This is a genomic window from Kribbella swartbergensis (assembly GCF_054784135.1).
In genome coordinates, this window is the sequence record NZ_BAAGPM010000008.1 from 443,263 (window position 1) to 461,909 (window position 18,647).

At 69.8% G+C, this 18,647-nt stretch carries 22 protein-coding genes; 11 read left to right on the forward strand and 11 right to left on the reverse strand.

Features of this window, described 5'->3' with window-relative positions:
* Window positions 1-4 precede the first annotated feature (4 nt).
* From ACYVOK_RS05845 to ACYVOK_RS05860, 4 genes are all read right to left on the reverse strand, one after another.
* Entirely contained in the window at window positions 5-1,813 is a 1,809-nt protein-coding gene (locus ACYVOK_RS05845; RefSeq protein WP_460661197.1) for a histidinol-phosphatase, read from the reverse strand.
* A 256-nt stretch (window positions 1,814-2,069) separates the two neighbouring features.
* The gene (locus ACYVOK_RS05850; RefSeq protein ID WP_460661198.1) at window positions 2,070-2,423 is read right to left on the reverse strand and encodes a YciI family protein; all 354 of its coding nucleotides are present in this window, start codon (window positions 2,421-2,423) and stop codon (window positions 2,070-2,072) included.
* Window positions 2,423-2,872: a YdeI/OmpD-associated family protein gene (locus ACYVOK_RS05855; protein ID WP_460661199.1), complete on the reverse strand. Its 450-nt coding sequence runs from the start codon at window positions 2,870-2,872 to the stop codon at window positions 2,423-2,425. The genes ACYVOK_RS05850 and ACYVOK_RS05855 overlap by 1 nt, the downstream gene beginning before the upstream one ends.
* Complete coding sequence (locus ACYVOK_RS05860) at window positions 2,872-3,501, reverse strand: DUF998 domain-containing protein (RefSeq protein ID WP_460661200.1); 630 nt, start codon at window positions 3,499-3,501, stop codon at window positions 2,872-2,874. Before ACYVOK_RS05860 ends, ACYVOK_RS05855 begins: the two co-directional genes overlap by 1 nt.
* Window positions 3,502-3,559: 58 nt before the next feature.
* Here ACYVOK_RS05860 and ACYVOK_RS05865 point away from each other — a divergent pair, with 58 nt between their 5' ends.
* From ACYVOK_RS05865 to ACYVOK_RS05875, 3 genes are all read left to right on the forward strand, one after another.
* The gene (locus ACYVOK_RS05865; RefSeq protein ID WP_460661201.1) at window positions 3,560-3,949 is read left to right on the forward strand and encodes an AfsR/SARP family transcriptional regulator; all 390 of its coding nucleotides are present in this window, start codon (window positions 3,560-3,562) and stop codon (window positions 3,947-3,949) included.
* Complete coding sequence (locus tag ACYVOK_RS05870; protein ID WP_460661202.1) at window positions 3,919-6,207, forward strand: alpha/beta fold hydrolase; 2,289 nt, start codon at window positions 3,919-3,921, stop codon at window positions 6,205-6,207. The genes ACYVOK_RS05865 and ACYVOK_RS05870 overlap by 31 nt, the downstream gene beginning before the upstream one ends.
* 67 nt (window positions 6,208-6,274) lie before the next feature.
* Window positions 6,275-6,640, forward strand: a complete 366-nt coding sequence (locus tag ACYVOK_RS05875; protein ID WP_460661203.1) for a VOC family protein — start codon at window positions 6,275-6,277, stop codon at window positions 6,638-6,640.
* A gap of 234 nt (window positions 6,641-6,874) precedes the next feature.
* Here the strand turns inward: ACYVOK_RS05875 and ACYVOK_RS05880 are convergent, their stop codons facing one another.
* Complete coding sequence (locus tag ACYVOK_RS05880; protein WP_460661204.1) at window positions 6,875-7,105, reverse strand: hypothetical protein; 231 nt, start codon at window positions 7,103-7,105, stop codon at window positions 6,875-6,877.
* Window positions 7,106-7,385: 280 nt separating this feature from the next.
* On the opposite strand from ACYVOK_RS05880, the gene ACYVOK_RS05885 reads away from it, so the two are divergent.
* Window positions 7,386-7,967 (forward strand): MarR family transcriptional regulator, encoded by a 582-nt coding sequence (locus ACYVOK_RS05885; RefSeq protein WP_460661205.1) that lies wholly within the window; start codon window positions 7,386-7,388, stop codon window positions 7,965-7,967.
* Between the two features lie 67 nt (window positions 7,968-8,034).
* Window positions 8,035-8,403 carry a VOC family protein gene (locus ACYVOK_RS05890; RefSeq protein WP_460661206.1) on the forward strand — a complete coding sequence of 123 codons (369 nt, stop codon included), beginning with the start codon at window positions 8,035-8,037 and terminating at the stop codon, window positions 8,401-8,403.
* Here the strand turns inward: ACYVOK_RS05890 and ACYVOK_RS05895 are convergent.
* Together ACYVOK_RS05895 and ACYVOK_RS05900 are read right to left on the reverse strand one after the other, a co-directional pair.
* Window positions 8,394-9,215: a DUF3152 domain-containing protein gene (locus tag ACYVOK_RS05895; protein WP_460661207.1), complete on the reverse strand. Its 822-nt coding sequence runs from the start codon at window positions 9,213-9,215 to the stop codon at window positions 8,394-8,396. The genes ACYVOK_RS05890 and ACYVOK_RS05895 overlap by 10 nt on opposite strands.
* A gap of 191 nt (window positions 9,216-9,406) precedes the next feature.
* On the reverse strand, window positions 9,407-9,886 hold the full coding sequence (locus ACYVOK_RS05900; RefSeq protein ID WP_460661208.1) for a GNAT family N-acetyltransferase: 480 nt from the start codon (window positions 9,884-9,886) through the stop codon (window positions 9,407-9,409).
* Window positions 9,887-9,950: 64 nt separating this feature from the next.
* Here ACYVOK_RS05900 and ACYVOK_RS05905 point away from each other — a divergent pair, with 64 nt between their 5' ends.
* A complete protein-coding gene (locus ACYVOK_RS05905; RefSeq protein WP_460661209.1) occupies window positions 9,951-11,534 on the forward strand; it encodes an LCP family protein in 1,584 nt (527 codons plus the stop codon).
* A 25-nt stretch (window positions 11,535-11,559) separates the two neighbouring features.
* On the opposite strand, the gene ACYVOK_RS05910 is transcribed toward ACYVOK_RS05905, so the two are convergent.
* Both ACYVOK_RS05910 and ACYVOK_RS05915 read right to left on the reverse strand, forming a co-directional pair.
* On the reverse strand, window positions 11,560-12,327 hold the full coding sequence (locus tag ACYVOK_RS05910) for an SDR family NAD(P)-dependent oxidoreductase (protein ID WP_460661210.1): 768 nt from the start codon (window positions 12,325-12,327) through the stop codon (window positions 11,560-11,562).
* A 15-nt stretch (window positions 12,328-12,342) separates the two neighbouring features.
* A complete protein-coding gene (locus ACYVOK_RS05915) occupies window positions 12,343-12,945 on the reverse strand; it encodes a TetR/AcrR family transcriptional regulator (protein WP_460661211.1) in 603 nt (200 codons plus the stop codon).
* A 189-nt stretch (window positions 12,946-13,134) separates the two neighbouring features.
* Between ACYVOK_RS05915 and ACYVOK_RS05920 the strand changes: the two genes are divergently transcribed.
* The 5 genes from ACYVOK_RS05920 to ACYVOK_RS05940 all read left to right on the forward strand — a co-directional run bounded on the left by ACYVOK_RS05920 (window position 13,135) and on the right by ACYVOK_RS05940 (window position 17,036).
* Window positions 13,135-13,341: a hypothetical protein gene (locus ACYVOK_RS05920; protein ID WP_460661263.1), complete on the forward strand. Its 207-nt coding sequence runs from the start codon at window positions 13,135-13,137 to the stop codon at window positions 13,339-13,341.
* Window positions 13,328-14,158: a Vgb family protein gene (locus tag ACYVOK_RS05925; RefSeq protein ID WP_460661212.1), complete on the forward strand. Its 831-nt coding sequence runs from the start codon at window positions 13,328-13,330 to the stop codon at window positions 14,156-14,158. Before ACYVOK_RS05920 ends, ACYVOK_RS05925 begins: the two co-directional genes overlap by 14 nt.
* A 63-nt stretch (window positions 14,159-14,221) precedes the next feature.
* Window positions 14,222-15,136 (forward strand): UbiA prenyltransferase family protein, encoded by a 915-nt coding sequence (locus tag ACYVOK_RS05930; protein ID WP_460661213.1) that lies wholly within the window; start codon window positions 14,222-14,224, stop codon window positions 15,134-15,136.
* Window positions 15,137-15,187: 51 nt separating this feature from the next.
* Window positions 15,188-16,147, forward strand: a complete 960-nt coding sequence (pip, locus tag ACYVOK_RS05935) for a prolyl aminopeptidase (protein WP_460661214.1) — start codon at window positions 15,188-15,190, stop codon at window positions 16,145-16,147.
* A gap of 46 nt (window positions 16,148-16,193) precedes the next feature.
* The gene (locus ACYVOK_RS05940; RefSeq protein WP_460661215.1) at window positions 16,194-17,036 is read left to right on the forward strand and encodes a phytanoyl-CoA dioxygenase family protein; all 843 of its coding nucleotides are present in this window, start codon (window positions 16,194-16,196) and stop codon (window positions 17,034-17,036) included.
* On the opposite strand, the gene ACYVOK_RS05945 is transcribed toward ACYVOK_RS05940, so the two are convergent.
* Window positions 17,037-17,621, reverse strand: a complete 585-nt coding sequence (locus ACYVOK_RS05945) for a YdeI/OmpD-associated family protein (RefSeq protein WP_460661216.1) — start codon at window positions 17,619-17,621, stop codon at window positions 17,037-17,039.
* A complete protein-coding gene (locus ACYVOK_RS05950) occupies window positions 17,618-18,583 on the reverse strand; it encodes a helix-turn-helix transcriptional regulator (RefSeq protein WP_460661217.1) in 966 nt (321 codons plus the stop codon). The genes ACYVOK_RS05945 and ACYVOK_RS05950 overlap by 4 nt, the downstream gene beginning before the upstream one ends.
* Window positions 18,584-18,647 lie beyond the last annotated feature (64 nt).

An 18,647-nucleotide genomic window follows, 5' to 3' on the forward strand; every position in this document is an offset into this window, starting at 1 on the left:
ACGCCTACTTCGGCAGCACCCAGATCGGGTTGGTGTAGAACCACAGGTCGACCCACGGGTCCGCGTCGCCGACCACATCGAGCTGCGGCCCGGCCGGGTCGATCGCGGCGCCGAGGTACCCGGGCCGGCTGCGGTTCCCGTCGGTGCCGCGGACGCGGACGTAGAACGGCGCCTCCGCCTTGCCCAGCGGGTACACCAGCTCGAACGTGCCGCGGCGGCCCGAGGTGTCCCACTGCCGGACGACCTTGGTGTTCGGGGCCGTGAACGTGTCGCGGTCGGCGACCGGCCCGGTCACCGCGCCCTGGATCACGTCGACGCGGTTGAGGGCCGGGACGAAGTTCGCCCAGTTCGGCATCGTCTGCGCGGTGATCCGTACGACGAGCTCGAGCGGACGACCCTTGCGCGTGACGAGCGCGCCACCGAGGGGCTCGCCGTACCTCTTGCCGACCTCACGAACCTCGACCTCGACACCCTTGACCAGCGCGCCGTGGTCGACCCAGACGCGACCGTTGCGGAGGCCCTCCATCACGGCGAGGTAGTCGCGCCGGTCGGCACCGACGTGGGTGCGGCTGTAGAAGCCCGGCCAGAAGTCGCCGGCGGTGCGGTTGACGGTGTTGCCGTAGACCGGGTCCATGTAGCGCCCGTCCCGGTCGAACTGCGCCTGGCTCGACCCGTCGGGCCGGCGCGCGGTCTCGTTCCAGTTCACGTGCGAGTCGGAGTTGGCGCTGATCCACCACGGCTTGCCCTCGGCGAGCAGGCTGTCCCAGAGACCGCCGACGGTCGCTGTCATCCAGTCGAAACCGCCCCAGGTGCGGTAGCTCTCGGCCGGGTAGCCGAGGAACGAGTTCGCGTTCGGCGAGTTGCCGTAGAAGCCGCGGGCGTTCGCCGGGCCGATCCCGGCCGGCAGACCCGCGGCCTGGTGACCGGGCGCGCCCTCGAAACCGACCGCGATCCGCGGGTCGGCGTCCCGCCAGTTGCGGATCTCGTGCGGGCTGTCGATGCCGTTGCGGGCCGGGTGGTTGGCGAGGAACAGCGCGTCCGCGACCCGGCGCTGGTCCACCTGCTGACCGAGCCACTGGATGCCCGACACGGCGAGCGCCTCGTTGGTGGGCGTGTTCGCCCCGGCGCCCTTCACGCTGCCGTCGTAGCTGTTCTCGAACTGCTTCAGTACGTCGACCTCGCGGCTGCCCGGGGCGACGAAGACGGTGCCGTGCTCGGCGGCGGGGATGTTCCACTCCAGGCCCTGGAAGATCAGCGTGTTGCGCAACTCGGAGCGGGCCGCCTTGATCTGCGGGTTGACCAGGTCGACCCCGATCCGGGCGTGCGTCGCGCCGCCGTGGTCGGTGATCACGAGCCAGTCGAGGCCGTACGCCGCCGCGTGCCGGGCCTGGTCGATCACCCGGTACATGCCGTCGGAGCTCAGCTGCGTGTGGATGTGGTGGTCGCCGGCCAACCAGACGTTCGGCCGGCCACCCGACTTGAAGACCCAGCCGTCCGTGGACGACGCAGTGGCCGCGGTGGCTGCCGCGACCTGGGCTCCGGTGACGGCCAAAGCCGCCGTACCCCCGAGAATCCCCGCGGACCGCAGCAACGCCCGCCGAGACACCTCACTCGGCGACAGTTCACAGTCCGGCACCGACTCGTCCAACGCCGCCAACGTCGCCGCGTCCAACTCGCCATTCGGATGGTGATGATCATGCCCGTGCCCGTGACTGTGGCTGTGCCCGTGACTGTGGCTGTGCCCGTGACTGTGGCTGTCGTTGTGCCCGTGGCCGGGTGTGTGCGGGTGGCTGTGACCGTGCGCGTGCCCCATCATGCAGTCCTCTCGGATGGCGGAATCCCGCGCGATCATCACCTTCCCCCATGACCACCAGGCGACCTCCCGATGAACGCCAAACCGAGGAGGAAGAACAGCGGTCCGGCTGTGCACAGCGGCTCGTAGATGCCCAGGTCTCCCGGCCACCGGTCGTATGCATCCCCGATCCGCGACCTCAGCGGCGGGGGTCGCGTTGGGCCCAAGTCGGCTGCCGGCTTCAGGTCTTCGGGGTGGAGTGGTCTTGCGGTCAGCCTCAGGAGCGTCCGACGATCTGGCGGATTTCGGATTCGCCCTCCCAGCCGGGCCAGGTGCGGCGGTGGAGGTCCATGAAGCGCTCGGTCCAGTGGATCGCGTCGGCCCGGGTGGGGACGTCGTACAGGACGTAGGCCCCGAGCGGGGCCGGGTCGTCGAACGGGCCGTCGGTGACGGTGAGGCGGCCGGCCGAGACGGCGACCCGGGTCGCGGTGGCGACCGGGAGCAGGCCGGCCGTGTCGACGAGGACGCCGCTGCTGGCGGCTTCGGCGCTGAGGGCGGCGATGCCTTCGTGCAGCTCGGGCGGTGGGAAGCCGTGCGACTCCGACGTACGCAGCAAGGCGATGAATCGCATTACCGGGCCCGGCCCTCGCGCAACATCCCGATCGACTTCTCGATCCGCCGTGCCTTGGTCTCCTCGGTCTTCGCCGACGTCACCTGCAGCACGTGCCACTGCTGCTTGCTGTAGCTCAGCGTCTGCCAGAACTCCTGCGCCGGCGGGTTTGCGGCCAGCGCGGCGGCGAATTCTTCCGGTACGTCGACCTCGCGCGGAGCCGTGTCGAGTTCGACGTCGACCTCCAGCACGTCCCCGGCGGAGACTCCGGCGGCGGTACGGCGTTCCGCGCTCATCCCGAGTAGATACCGCCCGCCCATCCGGGCGATCGAGGTGCGGAAGGTGAACCCGTCGACGGTCACGGTGACCTTCGGGTGCGCGCCACCGCCGAGCGCCTCGACGATCTCGGCGGGGACCTCGAACCCGGTCGTCGTCTTGCCGGTGGACTCGAGCTCGGCCGTGAACTTCATCAGAGACTCCCCTCCGCGCGGGCGCGCAGCATCAGCAGCGTGACCCAGGTCCAGCCCAGGATGACAGCGACGGTGAACCCGAGGTTGACGACCGCGGTGCCGCCGCCGGTGGCGATCCCGGCCAGGCCGAGGAAGTACACGATGCCGGTCACGAGCGAGAACCGCGACCAGCCGACCGCGCGCCGCCGGGCGAACCACCGACTCAGCACGAGGCACGCGACGATCAGGCCGATGAACCCGACCATCCCGGCGATGACGTGCCCGAGCCCGTGCCAGCTGACCGTCTCCGGCAGCTCGTCCGGTGTCCCGGGCGGGAACCCGAGCGCCGGGTCGGCCCGCATGAAGCCCGCCGCGGCGACGCCGGCGCCGTACACGACGAGACCGCCGACGCCCCACCGCGACCGCTGCCCGGCCGGGAACGACCGGCGCAGAGCGAGCGCACCGATCACGGTGAGCAGGCCGGTGCAGACCATCATCGTGGAGTGGATCCAGCCGCCGGTCCCGTTGGCCAGCAGGCTCAGTGAATGCTTACGGATGTCGAACCCGTCGCGGACGATCGCCTCGACGGTGCCGATTCCGACGTACAGAGGACCGGCGAGTGCCCCGGCCAGCAGGAGAGGTCGTGTCATGCCTTCAGCCTCGATCGAACCCCTTCAGAAAGACTTCGGAAGTCTTAGGGTGAGCGGCATGCGATTTGGGGTGCTGGGGCCGGTGGCCGCCTGGACCGATGACGGCCGGGCGGTGCGGATCCCCGACCGCAAGGTGCGGGCACTGCTCGCGGACCTGTTGCTGCACGCGGGCCGCCCGGTCGCCGCGGCGACGATCATCGACGACCTGTGGGGCGACGACCTGCCGGTCAATCCGACCGCGACCCTGCAGACTAGGGTCTCCCAGCTCCGCAAGGCGTTGGACGACGCCGAGCCGGGGGCGCGCGAGCTGGTCCGGAACTCGCCCGCCGGCTACCTCATCGCCGTGAACGCCGAAGCGGTCGACTCCGGCCGGTTCCGCGCCCTCGCCGCCCGGCCCGGCAGATCGGTAGCGCACGGATGCGCGCCGCGACCCTGGCCGACGCGCTGACACTCTGGCGCGGTCCCGCGTACGCCGATGTCGCGCAGGACGCGTTCGCCCGGGCCACCATCGACCGGCTCGACGAGGAGCGGCTGGCGGTGCAGGAGGCGTACGCCGAAGCACGGCTGGTGCTCGGCGAGTACGACGAACTGGTCGCGGAACTGGCCGAACTCGTGGCGCGAAACCCGCTACGCCAGCGGCTCCGCGCCGTGAAGATGAAGGCGTTGCATCAGGCCGGCCGCCAGGCCGAGGCGCTGGGGAGTTACGCCGACCTGCGGCAGCGGCTGGCCGACGAGCTCGGCCTCGACCCTGGTCCGGAGCTGGTCGCGCTGCATCAGGAAATCCTCACCACGGCACCGGCGGCCAAGCAGAAGCCGACGACGAACCTGCCGGTCGAGGTCGAGCTGATCGGCCGGGACGCGGCCGTGGACGAAGTGGCCGACCGGCTCGCGTCGGCGCGGCTCGTGACGCTGACCGGAGCGGGTGGCGTCGGCAAGACCAGTCTCGCCCTGGCGGCTGCCCGCCGTACCGGCGACAAGGCGTGGCTGGTCGAGCTCGCGGCGCTGGAAGCCGGGGCGGGCGCCGACCAGGTCATGGCGTTGATCGAGGCCACGATCGGTGAGACCGAAGTGCTCGTCCTCGACAACTGTGAGCACGTAATCGAAGCGGCCGCGGAGGTCGCGGCCCGGCTGTTGCGCGCGTCGCCGGAGCTGCGGATCCTCGCCACCAGCCGGGAGCCGCTCGCGGTCGCGGGCGAGCACCGGTGGCCGGTCCCGCCACTGGATCTCCCGTCGGCCGGGACCGACGCCGCCGCGAGTCCGGCTGTGCAGCTCTTCGTGGCGCGCGCGTCGGCAGCGGATCCGCGTTTCAGGTTCACCCCCGACAACACCGCAGCGGTTGTGGCGTTGTGCCGACGGCTCGACGGACTTCCGCTCGCGCTGGAGCTGGCGGCCAGCCGAGTGGCCGCGATGGATGTTCGCGACCTGGTCGACCGCTTCGACGATCGCTACCGTCAGCGCGGTCTGCCCGATCGGCAGCAGACGTTGTCCGCGATGGTCGAGTGGAGCTGGGATCTGCTCGGTGATCCGGAGCGGGCGGTGCTGCGGCGTCTCGCGCCGCATCCCGGCGGCTGCACACTGGCCGCGGCCGAGGCGGTGTGTGCGGGTGACGGCGTACCGGTGGCCGATGTCGCCGAGTTGCTGAGCCGGCTGGTCGACCGCTCGCTCGTCGTACGCGTGGACGGAACGTCCGGTTCGCGGTATCGCCTGCTCGAGACCGTCCGAGCGTTCTGCTTGCAGCGACTGGAGGAAGCCGGCGAGCTCGAGTCGACCCGGCGGCGGTACGAGCGGTACTTCCAAGGACTGGCGCAGCACACCGAGCCTCGGCTCTACGGACACAGCGAGCTGTTCGCCTACCTCGGCGGCCTGTACGGCGACGCACCGCAGCGCTCCGAGTCACCGGCCGCTCTGTTGCCTCGGACAATGACCGTGACCTCGGCCGACGGGACGCCGATCGTGCTCGAGCTGTACGGCGACGGGCGGCCGGCGATCGTTCTCGTCGGGGGCGCGCTGAACGACCGGCGGACCTTCGTCCCGCTCGCCAAGCGGCTGGCCGGGCAGTTCACCGTGGTGACCTACGACCGGCGCGGCCGCGGCGACAGCGGTGAGGTGCTGCCCTGGGCGGTCGAGCGGGAGATCGAGGACCTGGCCGCGGTCGTGGCCGCGGCGGGCGGTTCGGCGTACGCGCTGGGGGTCTCGTCCGGTGCCGTGTTCGCGGCGGAGGCGGCGGCTCACGGCGTACCGATCCTGGGACTGCTGCTGATCGAGCCGCCGTTCATCATCGACGACACGCGGCCGCGACTGCCGGCCGACTTTCCCGCCCGGCTGCAGGAACTGGTCAAGCAGGACCGGTACGGCGACGCGACCGAACTCTTCCTGATCCACGCCGTGGAGATGCCGGCCGAAGTACTCGCGCCGATGCGGTCGGCGCCGCTGTGGAAGGACCTGGAAGCGCTGGCGCCGACGTTGGCGTACGACGTCCTGGTGATGGGCGACTTCACCATCCCGGACCACTGGGCGACCGCGATCACCGTGCCGGCCCTGGTGATCGACGGCGGTGAGAGCCGCGACTGGCGCCGGAACACCGCTCAGGTCGTGGCGGACCTGCTCCCGAACGGCCGGCGCCTCACCATGGACGGTCACCCGCACGACGTCGAGCCCGACGTCCTCGGCCCGATCGTCGAAAACTTCATCGCCATGTCGAGGTGACGCGGGCGGCTCCGACGTACCGGGTGTGTGAGCTGATCGGCAGCTCCCCCGGACGAAGGACGCACGTATGGGACAGCCCGTTCTGAACAGCATGTTGCTCGGCAGCGCCGACCCGGAGCGGTTGAAGGCCTGGTACCGCGACGGCTTCCACGCCGAGGTGGACGGCTACGGCAACCTGAACCTGGGCGGCTTCGGCCTGGTGATCGAGCACCGCGACGACGTCGCCGCGAAGACCGCCGAACCCGGCCGGTTCATCGTGAACTTCGCCGTCGACGACATCGAGGCGGCGGCGGCCCACCTGCGCACCCTCGACGTCGAGTGGCTGGTGCACCCGGAGGACCGCGGGATCGGCTGGTTCGCCACGCTGATCGACCCGGACGGCAACTACGTCCAGCTGATCCAGATGAAGCCGGAGTACTACGCCGGTCTCTGACGGCAACGAAAACGTCCGCACCGGCCTTGGGGAACCGGTGCGGACGGTGTCTTCTGTCAGGTCGTGCGATCAGGCGCATTCAGGGGAAACAAGGCGGCAAGCGGGGGGCAGAGCGCCAACGCCCGCTTGCCGCCGACGACACCTTTGGTGATCGAGGTGAGGTGCTCGACCGGGCCGCGTCACCGCGTGGGTTGTCTGGTGAGAAACGGAACGCGAAAAGGTGCCGGGTGCTTCTCAGCGGGGTGCTACGTCCCACATGCGCTCGCCGGGCAGGGGGTCGGGGAGCCGGTCGACGGGCGGCATCGGGTCATTGGTGACCCGCAGGCCGGCGAACCGACGGCTCATGGCGTTTGCGTACCGCTCGGCCAACGCCGGCTCGGCGTTGTAGTCGGCGATCACGTGCTCACCGAACCAGACTCGGACGCGTCGGCGCTCAGTCGTCTGGGTGGCGGTGGCGGTTGTCACTGGTCCTCCTGGCGTGTTACTCGAGGGTGGTCGGCCTGGGAACGCGGAGCGAGCGCGGTGCCGGTGCGCCGTGTGTTCACCGTCACGTCAGATCCAACGGAGGACGGGGACCGGAGGTCACGCACCGATCGCGATTCGGACCACTTTTCCGATACCGGCCAGGGCCGAATTCTTCGAGCCTGTGTTCGATTACCTCGCCCGGGCGGCGATCGCGACATTCACAGGGTTTCTTCAGGAACGACACGCCGAGCTGTCGGCGGGACTCCGTACGCTGGAATGCGTGACCATCGAAGACGCTGAATCGAAGGCTCTGGCGGTCCCGCAGAGGGTGACCGACGGAGTCGTGCAAGCCCCGGAGCGGGGCCGGCCCACCGGGCTCGCGGCCGTCCAGACCGAGCAGTTGATCGGTGACGTCGGCGACGCGCTCCGCCTTCTCGACGCCGTCGAACGCGTCCGCGGCCACGCCCACCCCCTCGTCCTGGGCCTGCAGGACGCGGTCGGGATGAAGATGCCGGCCGCGCTGACGCTGAGCGCGATCGCGAACGGCCGGACCACCGCCGAAGAGGTGGCCGAGCAGGTCGGCACGACGACCGGTGAGGCCGAGCTGGCGATCGCCGAGCTCGAGGCTCTCGGCATGGTGAGGACCGGTCCGCGTCTGGTGGTCACCTCACTGGGTCACGCCCGGCTCTCGCAGCTGGACGGCCTGACCGTCCGCGTCCTCGACGTCATCACCGGCATCCTCGGCCCGACCGACGCCGCCCACCTGATCCGGCTGCTGCACACCGTTGCCGACGGCCTCGAATCCGCCGCCGTCACGGCGACCGTCACCCAGTCGTTCCCCCAGGCCGCCCTGAACAACTGATCGGTGTCGAAGGCGCCCTGGCCGCGACGACGTCCCTGACGTAATCCTCATCCCAAGGAGGTACGTCATGTTCAAGGACACGAAGGCGTTCAGTGGGTTCTCGGTCGACGACATCGGCGCGGCGAAGGAGTTCTACGGCGGAACGCTCGGACTGGAGGTGGCCGAGGAGCACGGGATGCTGCAGCTGAAGATCGCCGGCGGCATCCCGATCCTCGTCTACCCGAAGGACAACCACGTCCCGGCCGAGTTCACCATCCTCAACTTCCCGGTCGACGACATCGACGCGGCGGCCCGCGAGCTGGCCGGACGAGGCGTCACCTTCGAGCGGTACGACGACCAGCACGACGAACTCGGCATCCGACGGGACGAGCGCGGCCCGGCGATCGCCTGGTTCAAGGACCCCGCCGGGAACGTGTTGTCGATCCTTCAGGAGTGAGGGATCGGGTCGTCGTACTGACCGAGACGACCCTTGTAGCGGACACCGTTGACGTAGGGCCACGAGTACGGCGTACAGCCGTGCATGCCCAGCGTCTGCTGCTGCATCACCGGCGCCGGTTGGCCGGGTCCCGGGCACAGCTCGTGGCCGCGGCCGAGCCGGTGACCGGTCTCGTGGTTGATCATGTACTGCCGGTACGCCGTCAGCGGCGCACCGTAGTTCGGTACGCCGTACACCCAGCGGGCGATGTTGAGGACGACGCGATCCCCGATCCGGCAACTGGTGTAGCGGTCGTACCCGCCGCCGCAGATGACGTCGCGGGTCGCCGGCGTCACCAGCATCAACACGAAGTCCGCGTCCTGACCCGGGCCGACCTGGCGGAACCGCCACTGTCCTCCGGACGCCCAGCCCTGCGGAGCGCCGTACGTCGCCCGGACGAACTGCGCGAGCGCTGCCCGGTCGATGCCGTTGATACCGCCTTCGATCCCGATCTGGAACGTCATCAGCCGGCCGGCACGGCCGATGACCGTGGGGTGTCCGGGCAGGACGGCGTACGAGACCGTGCCGCGAGCGGGGTAGGTGATCGCCGGCCGTGGTCGCACCGGCTTCGACAAGGAGCGGTCACCGGGCTCGACGGGCTTGGCCGGTTGCGGGCCCGCTTGCACACCGGCCTGTTCGACCGCCTCCGCGGCCGGGCGGGCGGGGTAGCCGTGGCGGTCGAAAGGACTGGCCGGTAACTGGTACAACGCACCGGCAGTGGCCGCGACCGCGATCGCCAACCCGATCAACCTGACAACACTCCGACGGCGCATCTGGCGAGCTCCTTACAGCGCCCCCGCTGAGCGCATTCTCACTCCCTTCTTGCCCGGGTGCCCACAAACCCTTCTCCCGATCCACGCGGTGGGGCGGCTATCCACCTGCGGTTTCGGCACAAACGTGTAACCGCCGACGTGGACCGCGACGACCTGCGTCCGGACACGCTGGGTCGAGGACTTCTCCTGGGTCAGCCGAGGTGGATGCGCAGGGTCGGGTAGGTCGCCTCGACGAAGCCGAGCGCACGGTAGAGATCGATACCGTCATGCGTGGCGTGCAGCTCGATCTGGCCGGCTCCGGTCTCGTCGCGGAACCAGTCCATCAGCGCGATCACGCAGGCCCGGGCCAGTCCACGCCTGCGGAACGCCGGCTCGGTGCTGACGTTGTACAAGTGACCGCGCAGCGTCGTGAGGTCCTTCGGGCCCGGCGGGTGGACGTACACGTTGCCCGCCGCGCCCGCGACCACCCCGGCGGCCGGGTCGTCGACCACGAACGCCGCGAACGTCTCCGGCGACGCGAGTTGCTCGGCGAACCACTGCCGCGCCACCTCGCGCCACGGTGCGTCCGGGACGCCGATGTCGTTGCCCATCGCCGCCAGCATCAGACCCCGCAGCCTGACCAGCGCCTCCGCGTCGTCCGGTTTGGCTCGCCGTACCTGAATCTCCGTCACCACCACATCGTGCCAGCAGGCCCATCGCTGCCGAACTTTTCGTCCGGTCGGTGAATCGAAGGAAGTGAACGCGCCCGGGGACGCGCTCACCGCCCTGCCGTCGACCGAGTGGAGTGCCGTGTCCCCGAGCAGCCGTGCCGGATCCCGGGCTCGCCGCTCCGCTCGTCCCGGTCCGGCCCGGCGGCCGAGATCCCGGCGACGATCCTCGCTGGGCGCGCTCGCCCTCGCGGTCCTCGGTGCGGTTGTTCCCGGTACGGCGTACCTGATCGCGCGACGCTTCCGGCTCGGCGGTGTGGTGACGACGATCAGCCTCGCGTTGTACGGCGCGGCGGCGTACGTCGGGCTGAAACGGCGGGACGACGTGATCACGTGGGCCCTGGATCCCGACCTGCTGCTCTGGGTGATCGGCGGTCTGGGTGCGGTCGCACTGTGCTGGGTCGCCGTACTCGTCACGTCGTACAAGATGTTGCGGCCGCTGGACGCTCGCCCGGGGTCGCGGCTGTTCGGAGCATTGGTCATCGGACTCGTGTGCTTCGGCATGGCCTCGAGTACGGCGCTCGGGACGCAGACGCTGATGGCGCAGCGCGACCTGGTGCGGAACGTGTTCTCCGGTGAGGACTCGAAGAGCCAGACGCGGCCGACGATCACGAACACCAAGGACGTGTGGGCGCAGTTCCCGCGGCTGAACCTGCTGCTGCTCGGCGCGGACGACGGCGAAGGCCGCGACGGGACGCGGACCGACACGGTGATGGTCGCGAGTATCGACACGAAGACCGGGGACACCGCGCTGATCTCGCTGCCCCGGAACTGGATGCGGATGCCGTTCCCGAAGGGCTCGCCGCTGCACGAGCTCTACCCGACCGGGTTCTGGGATCCGCAGGGTCGCGCCGAGCAGCCGAACTTCTACCTGGACGCGATGTACCGGATGGTGCCCGAGTTGCATCGCGGCATCCTCGGGCCGTCGGACAACGAGGGCGCCGACGTCCTCAAACTGTCGGTCGGGGAGGCGCTCGGGCTGAAGCTGCATTACCACGTGCAGGTCAACCTCGCCGGGTTCGAGCGGTTGGTGGAGGCGCTGGGCGGGATCACCGTGAACATCAACTACCCGGTTCCGGTCGGCGGCAACGACGACAAGAAGATCCCGCCCAGCCGCTACCTGCAGCCGGGTCCGAACCGGAAGCTGAACGGCACCGACGCGCTCTGGTTCGCCCGCGGCCGCTACCGGGTGCCCGGCGGCGACCTGGCCCGGCAGGCACGCCAGCGCTGCGCGATCAAGGCGATCGTCGAACGTGCCACCCCGCAGAACGTCCTCGCCAACTACCAGTCCATCGCCAAGGCCGGCGAACAACTCATCCGCACCGACGTCCCGCAGAACCTCCTCCCCCACTTCGTCACCCTCGGCCAGCGGGTCAAGTCCGCCAGGATCACCACCATCGACCTGGACAAGAAACGCAACTACCCCAACGGCCGCAACCCCAACTACCCCGCCATGCGCACCATCGTCCACAACGCCCTCAACCCGCCACCCAAACCCCGCCCCACCGCAACCCCCACCCGCCGCCCCACCACCACGAAACCAACCACCACCCCCACCAAACCCCCCGACCTGACCTCCGAATGCGCCTACAACCCCACCCCACCCGGCTGACACCGGGCGGGGCCGTCGCAGTGGTCTACGCGTAGCGGATGCCGAGGCCGCCGTCTACGGACCAGTTGGCGCCGGTGACGAAGGCGGCGGCGGGGGAGGCGAGGAAGCAGACGACCTCGGCTACGTCTTCGGGGGTGCCGACGCGGCCGAGGGGGTGGACGGACAGGGCCTTCTCGCGTTCGCCGGGGATGGTGTCGAAGAACTCTTCCAGCAGGTCGGTGCCGATGTAGCCGGGGCTGACGGCGTTGACGCGGACCTGGTGCGGGGCGACGTCGAGGGCGAGGCTGCGGGTCATGCCGACCAGGCCGGACTTGGCCGCGGCGTACGGGAACATGCCGGCGGTGGTCAGGCTGGAGTGGATCGACGCGATGTTCACGATCGAGCCGTGCCGGTTCGCGATCATCGGCGGCAGCACCTCGCGCGCCATCAGCCAGGCGCCCTTCAGGTCCACGTCGAAGACGCTGTCCCACTCCTCGACGGTCATCTTGGTCGCGTCGGCGTACGCGTTCTTTCCGGCGTTGTTGACCAGCACGGTGATCGACGAACCGAGGTCGTCGGTGAGCTTCTCGACGGCCTGGCGGACGGAGGTCTCGTCGGTGATGTCGCCGACCGCGGCCGCGACCCGGGCGCCGGTCTCCTGGAGTTCCGCGGTGGTCGCGGTGAGCTGGTCGGCCAGTACGTCGACCAGCGCGACCGCGGCACCTTCCTCCGCGGCCTTCGCTGCCACCGCCCGCCCGATCCCCCGCGCGGCCCCGGTCACCAGCACGACCTCGTTCGTCAGACGTCCAGTCAAAGCAGTCTCCTCAACCTAGGCGTGACTGGAGCCTAATCCCGCGCGGGCGGATGCGGCGGCCGCTCTCGCGTAGCGGTCAGCGCTTTCCCGGGACAGCGGCTGCCGGAGCAGGACGAGTTGGTGGTAGAGCGGCGCGGTCGCGGTCATCACCACCTGATGCGGATCGGTCGACGGATCCACCTCGCCGCGTACGACGGCCCGCCGTACGACGACCGCACTCCGGCGATACCGATCGGCCCAGAACGCGGTCAGCGCCTCCGCGGCCTCCGGCGTACGGAACGACGCCGCGATCACCGCCTGCGTCACGGACGGACGGGCGGTGAGGGCCGCGTGCACCTCGCGGTTGAGCTCGACCAGGTCGCCCTCGAGCGACCCGGTGTCGGCCGGCTCCCACGAGTCGTCGAGGCCTGCCTGGAGCAGGTCGACGAGCAAGCCCGCGACCGTCTTCCACCGCCGGTACACGGTCGTCCGATGGACGCCGGACCGCGCCGCGACCGCATCGACCGTCAGGCCGTCGAACCCGTGCTCGGTTAGCTCGGCCTCGACCGCCGCCAGCACGTCCGACCGCACCCGCGCGGTCCGGCCACCCGGCCTGCTTGCGCGCTCGCCCGTTGCCATGGCATCATCTTAACGCAACATTCGTCGCATTAAGGAGCCAGCCGGTGATCTTCTGACCCGCCGTTGCGTCCATGAATCCGACGCGCGTCAGGAGGATCCCTGTGCCTACCCAGCTGTCCCTGCACGACATCACCAAGTCCTACGACCCGAGTCGGCGACCTCTCCACAGGGCAACGCCGCCGGCTCGCCCTGGCTCGCCTGCTGAGTACGCCGTACGACGTCCTGCTGCTCGACGAACCCACCAATCACCTGTCGCTCGTCCTGGTGGAGGAACTGGGGGCAGCACTCGACCGGTTCGCCGGAGTGCTGGTCGTGGTCAGTCACGACCGCCGGTTCGTCTCCCGCTGGCGCGGCGCGGTTCTCGACCTCGAGGAGGCCAGTCTTGTCTGTCACTGAGTACGCCGTCGCCGGATCGAACGAAGGTCCGTACGGCGTCGCCGTCGCCGAGGGCGAGGTGTGGACGACCCTGGTCCACGCCGGGGTGGTTGCCCGGCTGTCCGGCGAGCGCATCGACCTGGAGGCGGCCGATTCACGGCCGAGTGTGATCGTGCCCGGCCCGGACGGTGCGATGTGGTTCACCCGCAACGGTGACCGCCGGATCGGTTCCTCGGGCGGCGCGTCGTACGAGGTGCCGGGATCGCCGTACGGGATCTGCGCCGGACCTGGCCACGCCCTGTGGTTCACCTTGATGGACACGGATCGGCTCGGGCGCATCACGGTCGACGGCGACGTGACGACGTACCCGATCGGGACGACCGGGGCGTTCCCGGCGATGATCACCGCGGCCGACGACCTGTGGTTCACGCTCAACCAGGGGAACGCGATCGGGCGGATGACCACGTCCGGGACCGTGACGACGTACCCGTTGCCCACCGGCCAGGCCGGTCCGGTCGGGATCAGCGCCGGCGCGGACGCGGTGTGGTTCGTGGAGATCCTCGCCGACCAGGCCGGCCGGATCACGCCCGAGGGGAAGATCGAGGAGTTCGCGCTGCCGGCCGGTTCGAAGCCGCACGCGGTGGTGGCGACCGACGACGGCGGCTGCTGGATCACCTTGTGGGGAGCGGCCGCGCTCGGCCGGTTGGATGCCGCGGGCAACCTCATCGAGCAGATCGACCTGGGTGAGGGTTCGGAGCCGCACGGTCTTGCCCTGGACGCCGACGGCTCGGTGTGGGTCGCGCTCGAGAAGGGTTCCGTTGCTCACATTCAACCGTGAGAGTGAGGGGGTTCACTCGCTGGAAGGAGGACCGGCCCGGACCGGCAGGAGCACAGTGGTGCTGTGACCACGACGGTGCGGGTTCGGGCAGCGGCACCGCGAGTTCGTGACGTACTGGCGGTGGGGCGGCCGGCCTTCTGGGTCGTGTCGATCGTGCCGTACTACGTCGGCATCCTGCTCGCCACGCGGCGGCTGGTGCCGCCGCTCGAGGAGTGGCCGCGACTCATCGTCGGCGCTGTCGTGCTGGGCCCGCTGGTCTGGCTCGCGGTGCTCGCGATCAACGACGCGTACGACCTCCCGAGTGACCGGCTGAACCCGCGCAAGTCCTCCTCACCGCTGCTCGCCGGCCGCATCACCTTGCGAGCGGTCAAGCGGCTCGCCTTCGCCGCAGCGGTCGCCGCGGTCGGGATCAGCCTGCACGTCGGGCTCGTGTTCGCGCTCGGTGTGCTGCTCGCGGTGCTGCTCGGCTACGCGTACAGCGTGCCGCCGGTGCGGCTGAAGACGAGGGCCGGTTTCGATGTCGCCGTGAACGCGCTGGCGCTCGGTGCGTTCGGTCCGCTGGCCGGGTGGGCCGCCGTCAATCCCGACCTCAGCGACTTCCCCTGGCTGATGGGCCTGCAGGGCACGCTGGCCGCGGTCGGTCTGTATCTGCCGACCACCCTCGCGGATCTCGAGGCCGACCGGGCCGCCGGGTACCAGACCATCGCCGTCCGGTTCGGCGCCCGGACGACGTACCTGATCGGATTCGGCGCCTGGATCGCCGCGGCCGCGCTGTCGGTCGTGCTGGCCGCGACGGGAACGATCATCCCGCGCAGCATGCTGGCACTCGAAGTGGTCATGGTTCCCGTGCTGATCGTTGCGTACCGGCGGCTGATCGGTCCGGGCCAGACGTTCAAGGGCGTGATCCTGCTCGCGTCGCTGTTCCTCTTTCCCTGTGCGACGTTCGCGCTCACCTATACCGGGATGCTGTCGATCTAACAGTGCTGTTACATTAGATATAACAGCACTGTTAGATCAGAGGAGCGACCCGTGTACCCCGAGATCGACCCGTACGACCACGGCCTGCTCGACGTCGGTGACGGCCACCGCGTCTACTGGGAGGTCTGCGGCAACCCGGACGGCAAGCCGGCCGTGGTCGTCCACGGCGGCCCCGGCTCCGGCGCCGGCGCGTGGTGGCGGCGGTACTTCGATCCGTCGGCGTACAAGGTGGTGCTGTTCGACCAGCGGAACTGCGGCCGCAGTACGCCGGACGCCGCCGAGCCGGACGCGGACCTCAGCACGAACACCACCGCGCATCTGATCGCGGACATGGAACAACTGCGCACGATGCTCGGGATCGAGAAGTGGTTGCTGCTCGGTGCGTCCTGGGGCGCGACCCTCGGATTCGCGTACGCCGAGCAGCACCCGGAGTCGGTGTCGGAGATCGTCCTGTTCAGCGTGACCAACACGACCCGGCGCGAGGTCGACTGGATCACCCGGGACATGGGCCGCATCTTCCCCGAGGAGTGGGCACGTTTCCGCGACGGAGTCCCGGCCGACCAGCGGGACGGGAACCTCGCACTCGCGTACAGCCGGCTGCTGCACGACCCGGACCCGGCGGTTCGGGACAAGGCGGCGCGGGACTGGTGCGACTGGGAGGACACCCATGTGCGGACGCATCCGGACTGGAAGCCGGACCCGCGCTACGACGACCCGGTCTTCCGGCTACGGCTCGCCCGGCTCGTCACGCACTACTGGGGTCACGCCGCCTGGCTGGACGAGGGTGTCCTGGAGCGTGAGGCGGTGAAGCTGGCCGGGATTCCCGGCGTACTGATCCATGGCCGGCTGGACATCAGCAGCCCACCGGACATCGCCTGGCGGATGGCTCAGGCCTGGCCTGACGCGGAGTTGCACCTGGTCGAGCAGGAGGGTCATGGGGCCGGTGGCGGCGGCACGAGGGAGCTGATCCTGGCGGCGCTGGACCGGTTCGCGAGGACGGCAAAGATTTGATCACTGATCTTTACAGGTACTCAACCCGCCGGAACCCTAAGGTGGCATGTCAGCCCTGGACCCCTTCCCCGCCCCACCGCCCCGGTCGACCCGCCCGGAGCTGGAAACCGACTACGCCCTCAGCCGGTCCGCTGTCACACAGTTCGCCGAGCAAGGATTCGTAAAGCTGAAGAACGTGCTCAGCCCGGAGACCATCGCGGCGTACGAGCCGGAGATCACCGGCAAGGTGATCGAGCTCAACACCCAGCACCTGCCGCTGGAGGAGCGCGACACCTACGGGAAGGCGTTCCTGCAGGTGATGAACCTGTGGCAGGACAGTGAGCGGGTGCTGGAGTTCGTGTCGTCACCGCGACTGGCGCGGATCGCGGCGCAACTGCTCGGGGTGCAGTCGGTCCGGCTGTACCACGACCAGGCGCTCTACAAGGAGTCCGGCGGCGGAGTCACGCCGTGGCACGCGGACCAGTACTACTGGCCGTTCGCGACCGACCGATGCGTGACGGTGTGGGTGCCGTTGCAGGAGACGCCGATGGAGATGGGGCCGCTGTCGTTCGCGGCGGGCAGCCACGTCTTCGAGCACGGGCGGGACCTGCCGATCAGTGACGAGTCGGAGCGGGTCCTGCAGCAGGCGCTGGCCGGGCAGGACTTCCCCGAGGTCTCCGAGCCGTACGAACTCGGCGAGGTCAGCTACCACCTCGGCTGGACGTTCCACCACGCGCCGCCGAACAAGACCGACGTACCGCGCCGGGTGATGACGATCATCTACGTCGACGCCGACATGGCGATCGCACCGCCGGTCAACACCTTCCAGGAGACCGACCTCGCCACCTGGGTGCCCGGCAACAAACCCGGCGAGACGGTCTCCTCCCCGCTCAACCCCGTCCTCTACTGATCACAGCGTCCGCTTCTGCGGATAGATCGTCTCGCCGCGCGCCAGCTGTTCCACGAGCTGCGTGATGCGCCGCGCCCTGGTATCGGCCCGCTTCGGCGAGGTCACCTGGAACACGACCGCGAACCGGTTGGCGCTGGTCAGGACGTCGAACATCGCCTGCGCCCGCGGTACGGCGGCGAGCGCCTCGGCCAGGTCCGCCGGAACCTCGAGCTCACCGGCGCCGCCGTAGGCCCTGTCCCAGCGGCCGTCCGCCTTGGCCCGCTGCACCTGCTCGCGGCCGGCGGCGACCATCCGGCCCTCCCGCTCCAGCCGCGCGACGATCGTCACGTTCCGCTTCGACCAGAGACTGCGGGCACGCCGCGGGGTGAACCGCTGCACGAACGTGTGCTCGTCGCGGCTCTTCCGCTGACCGTCGATCCAGCCGTGGCACAGCGCTTCCTCGAGCGCCTGGTCGTAGCTGAGGCTCGTCGGCGTCGTCACGTTCTTCTTGGCGAGGACCAGCCAGACACCGTCGCTTTCCAGGTGATGCTCGGTCAGCCAGGTGTGCCAGGCCGCCGCGTCGGTCACGACGAGTTCGGTGCTCATGACGCGGCCGCCTGGTACCGGGCGGCCAAGTGGGCGGCGGCGTCCTTCAACTCCTGGGGGCCGACGAACTCCAGGTCGCACTCGAACATGCCGAAGCTGGCGGCCAGACCGGTCCACGACCAGGCGGACAGGATGAGCCGGCAACTGGTCGGGCTGATCTCTTCGACGACGGCGTGCCGGCCCGCCCACTGGGCGATGTCGGACGCCTTCGCCTGCAGGATCGCCTCGCCCCGGCACGGCCACTGGTCCTGCGTCTTGAACTTGCCCGAGATGTACGTCGCCACGTCCGGCGCGGGCAACTCCCGCGGCGTGAAGCGCGGACCGGTCGGTGTCTTCGGCGTCATCCGGTCCACCCGGAACGTCCGCCAGTCCTTCCGGTCCAGGTCCCAGCCGACCAGGTACCACCGGCCGCCCCAGGTCACCAGGTGATGCGGCTCCACCTTCCGCGGCGGCTGCCACTCCTCCTCCGACGTTCGCGGTGACGCGTAGTCGAACCGCAGTACCTCCTGGGCGCGGACCGCCATACCGATCGCGATCAGGTGGTCCGAGTCCACCTTGGTACGACGCGCGGCGTACCGGTCGACCGTGGTGACCTGGAGTGCGTCGACGCGTTGCCGAAGCCGTGCGGGCATCACCTGGCGAACCGTGGCGAGCGCTCGCAGCGCGCCCTCCTCGATCCCGGTGACCGTGGTGGTCGCGGTCTGCAGCGCGACCGCGACCGCGATCGCCTGGTCGTCGTCGAACAGCAGCGGGGGCAGGTCCGCGCCCGCGTCGAGGCGGTAGCCGCCGTCCGGCCCTTTCGTCGCACGCACCGGGTAGCCGAGTTCGCGCAGCCGGTCGACGTCGCGGCGGACCGTGCGCGGGCTGACCTCGAGACGTTCGGCCAGCAGTGCGCCCGGCCAGTCGCGGCGGGCCTGCAGCAGGGACAGCAGCGAGAGAAGTCGGGCCGAGGTTTCGGACATGCCTTCAGATTGCCACGAGTAACGGCCAGAACCTGTCCTCTACTGCTGGAAGTGTCGTTCCCGA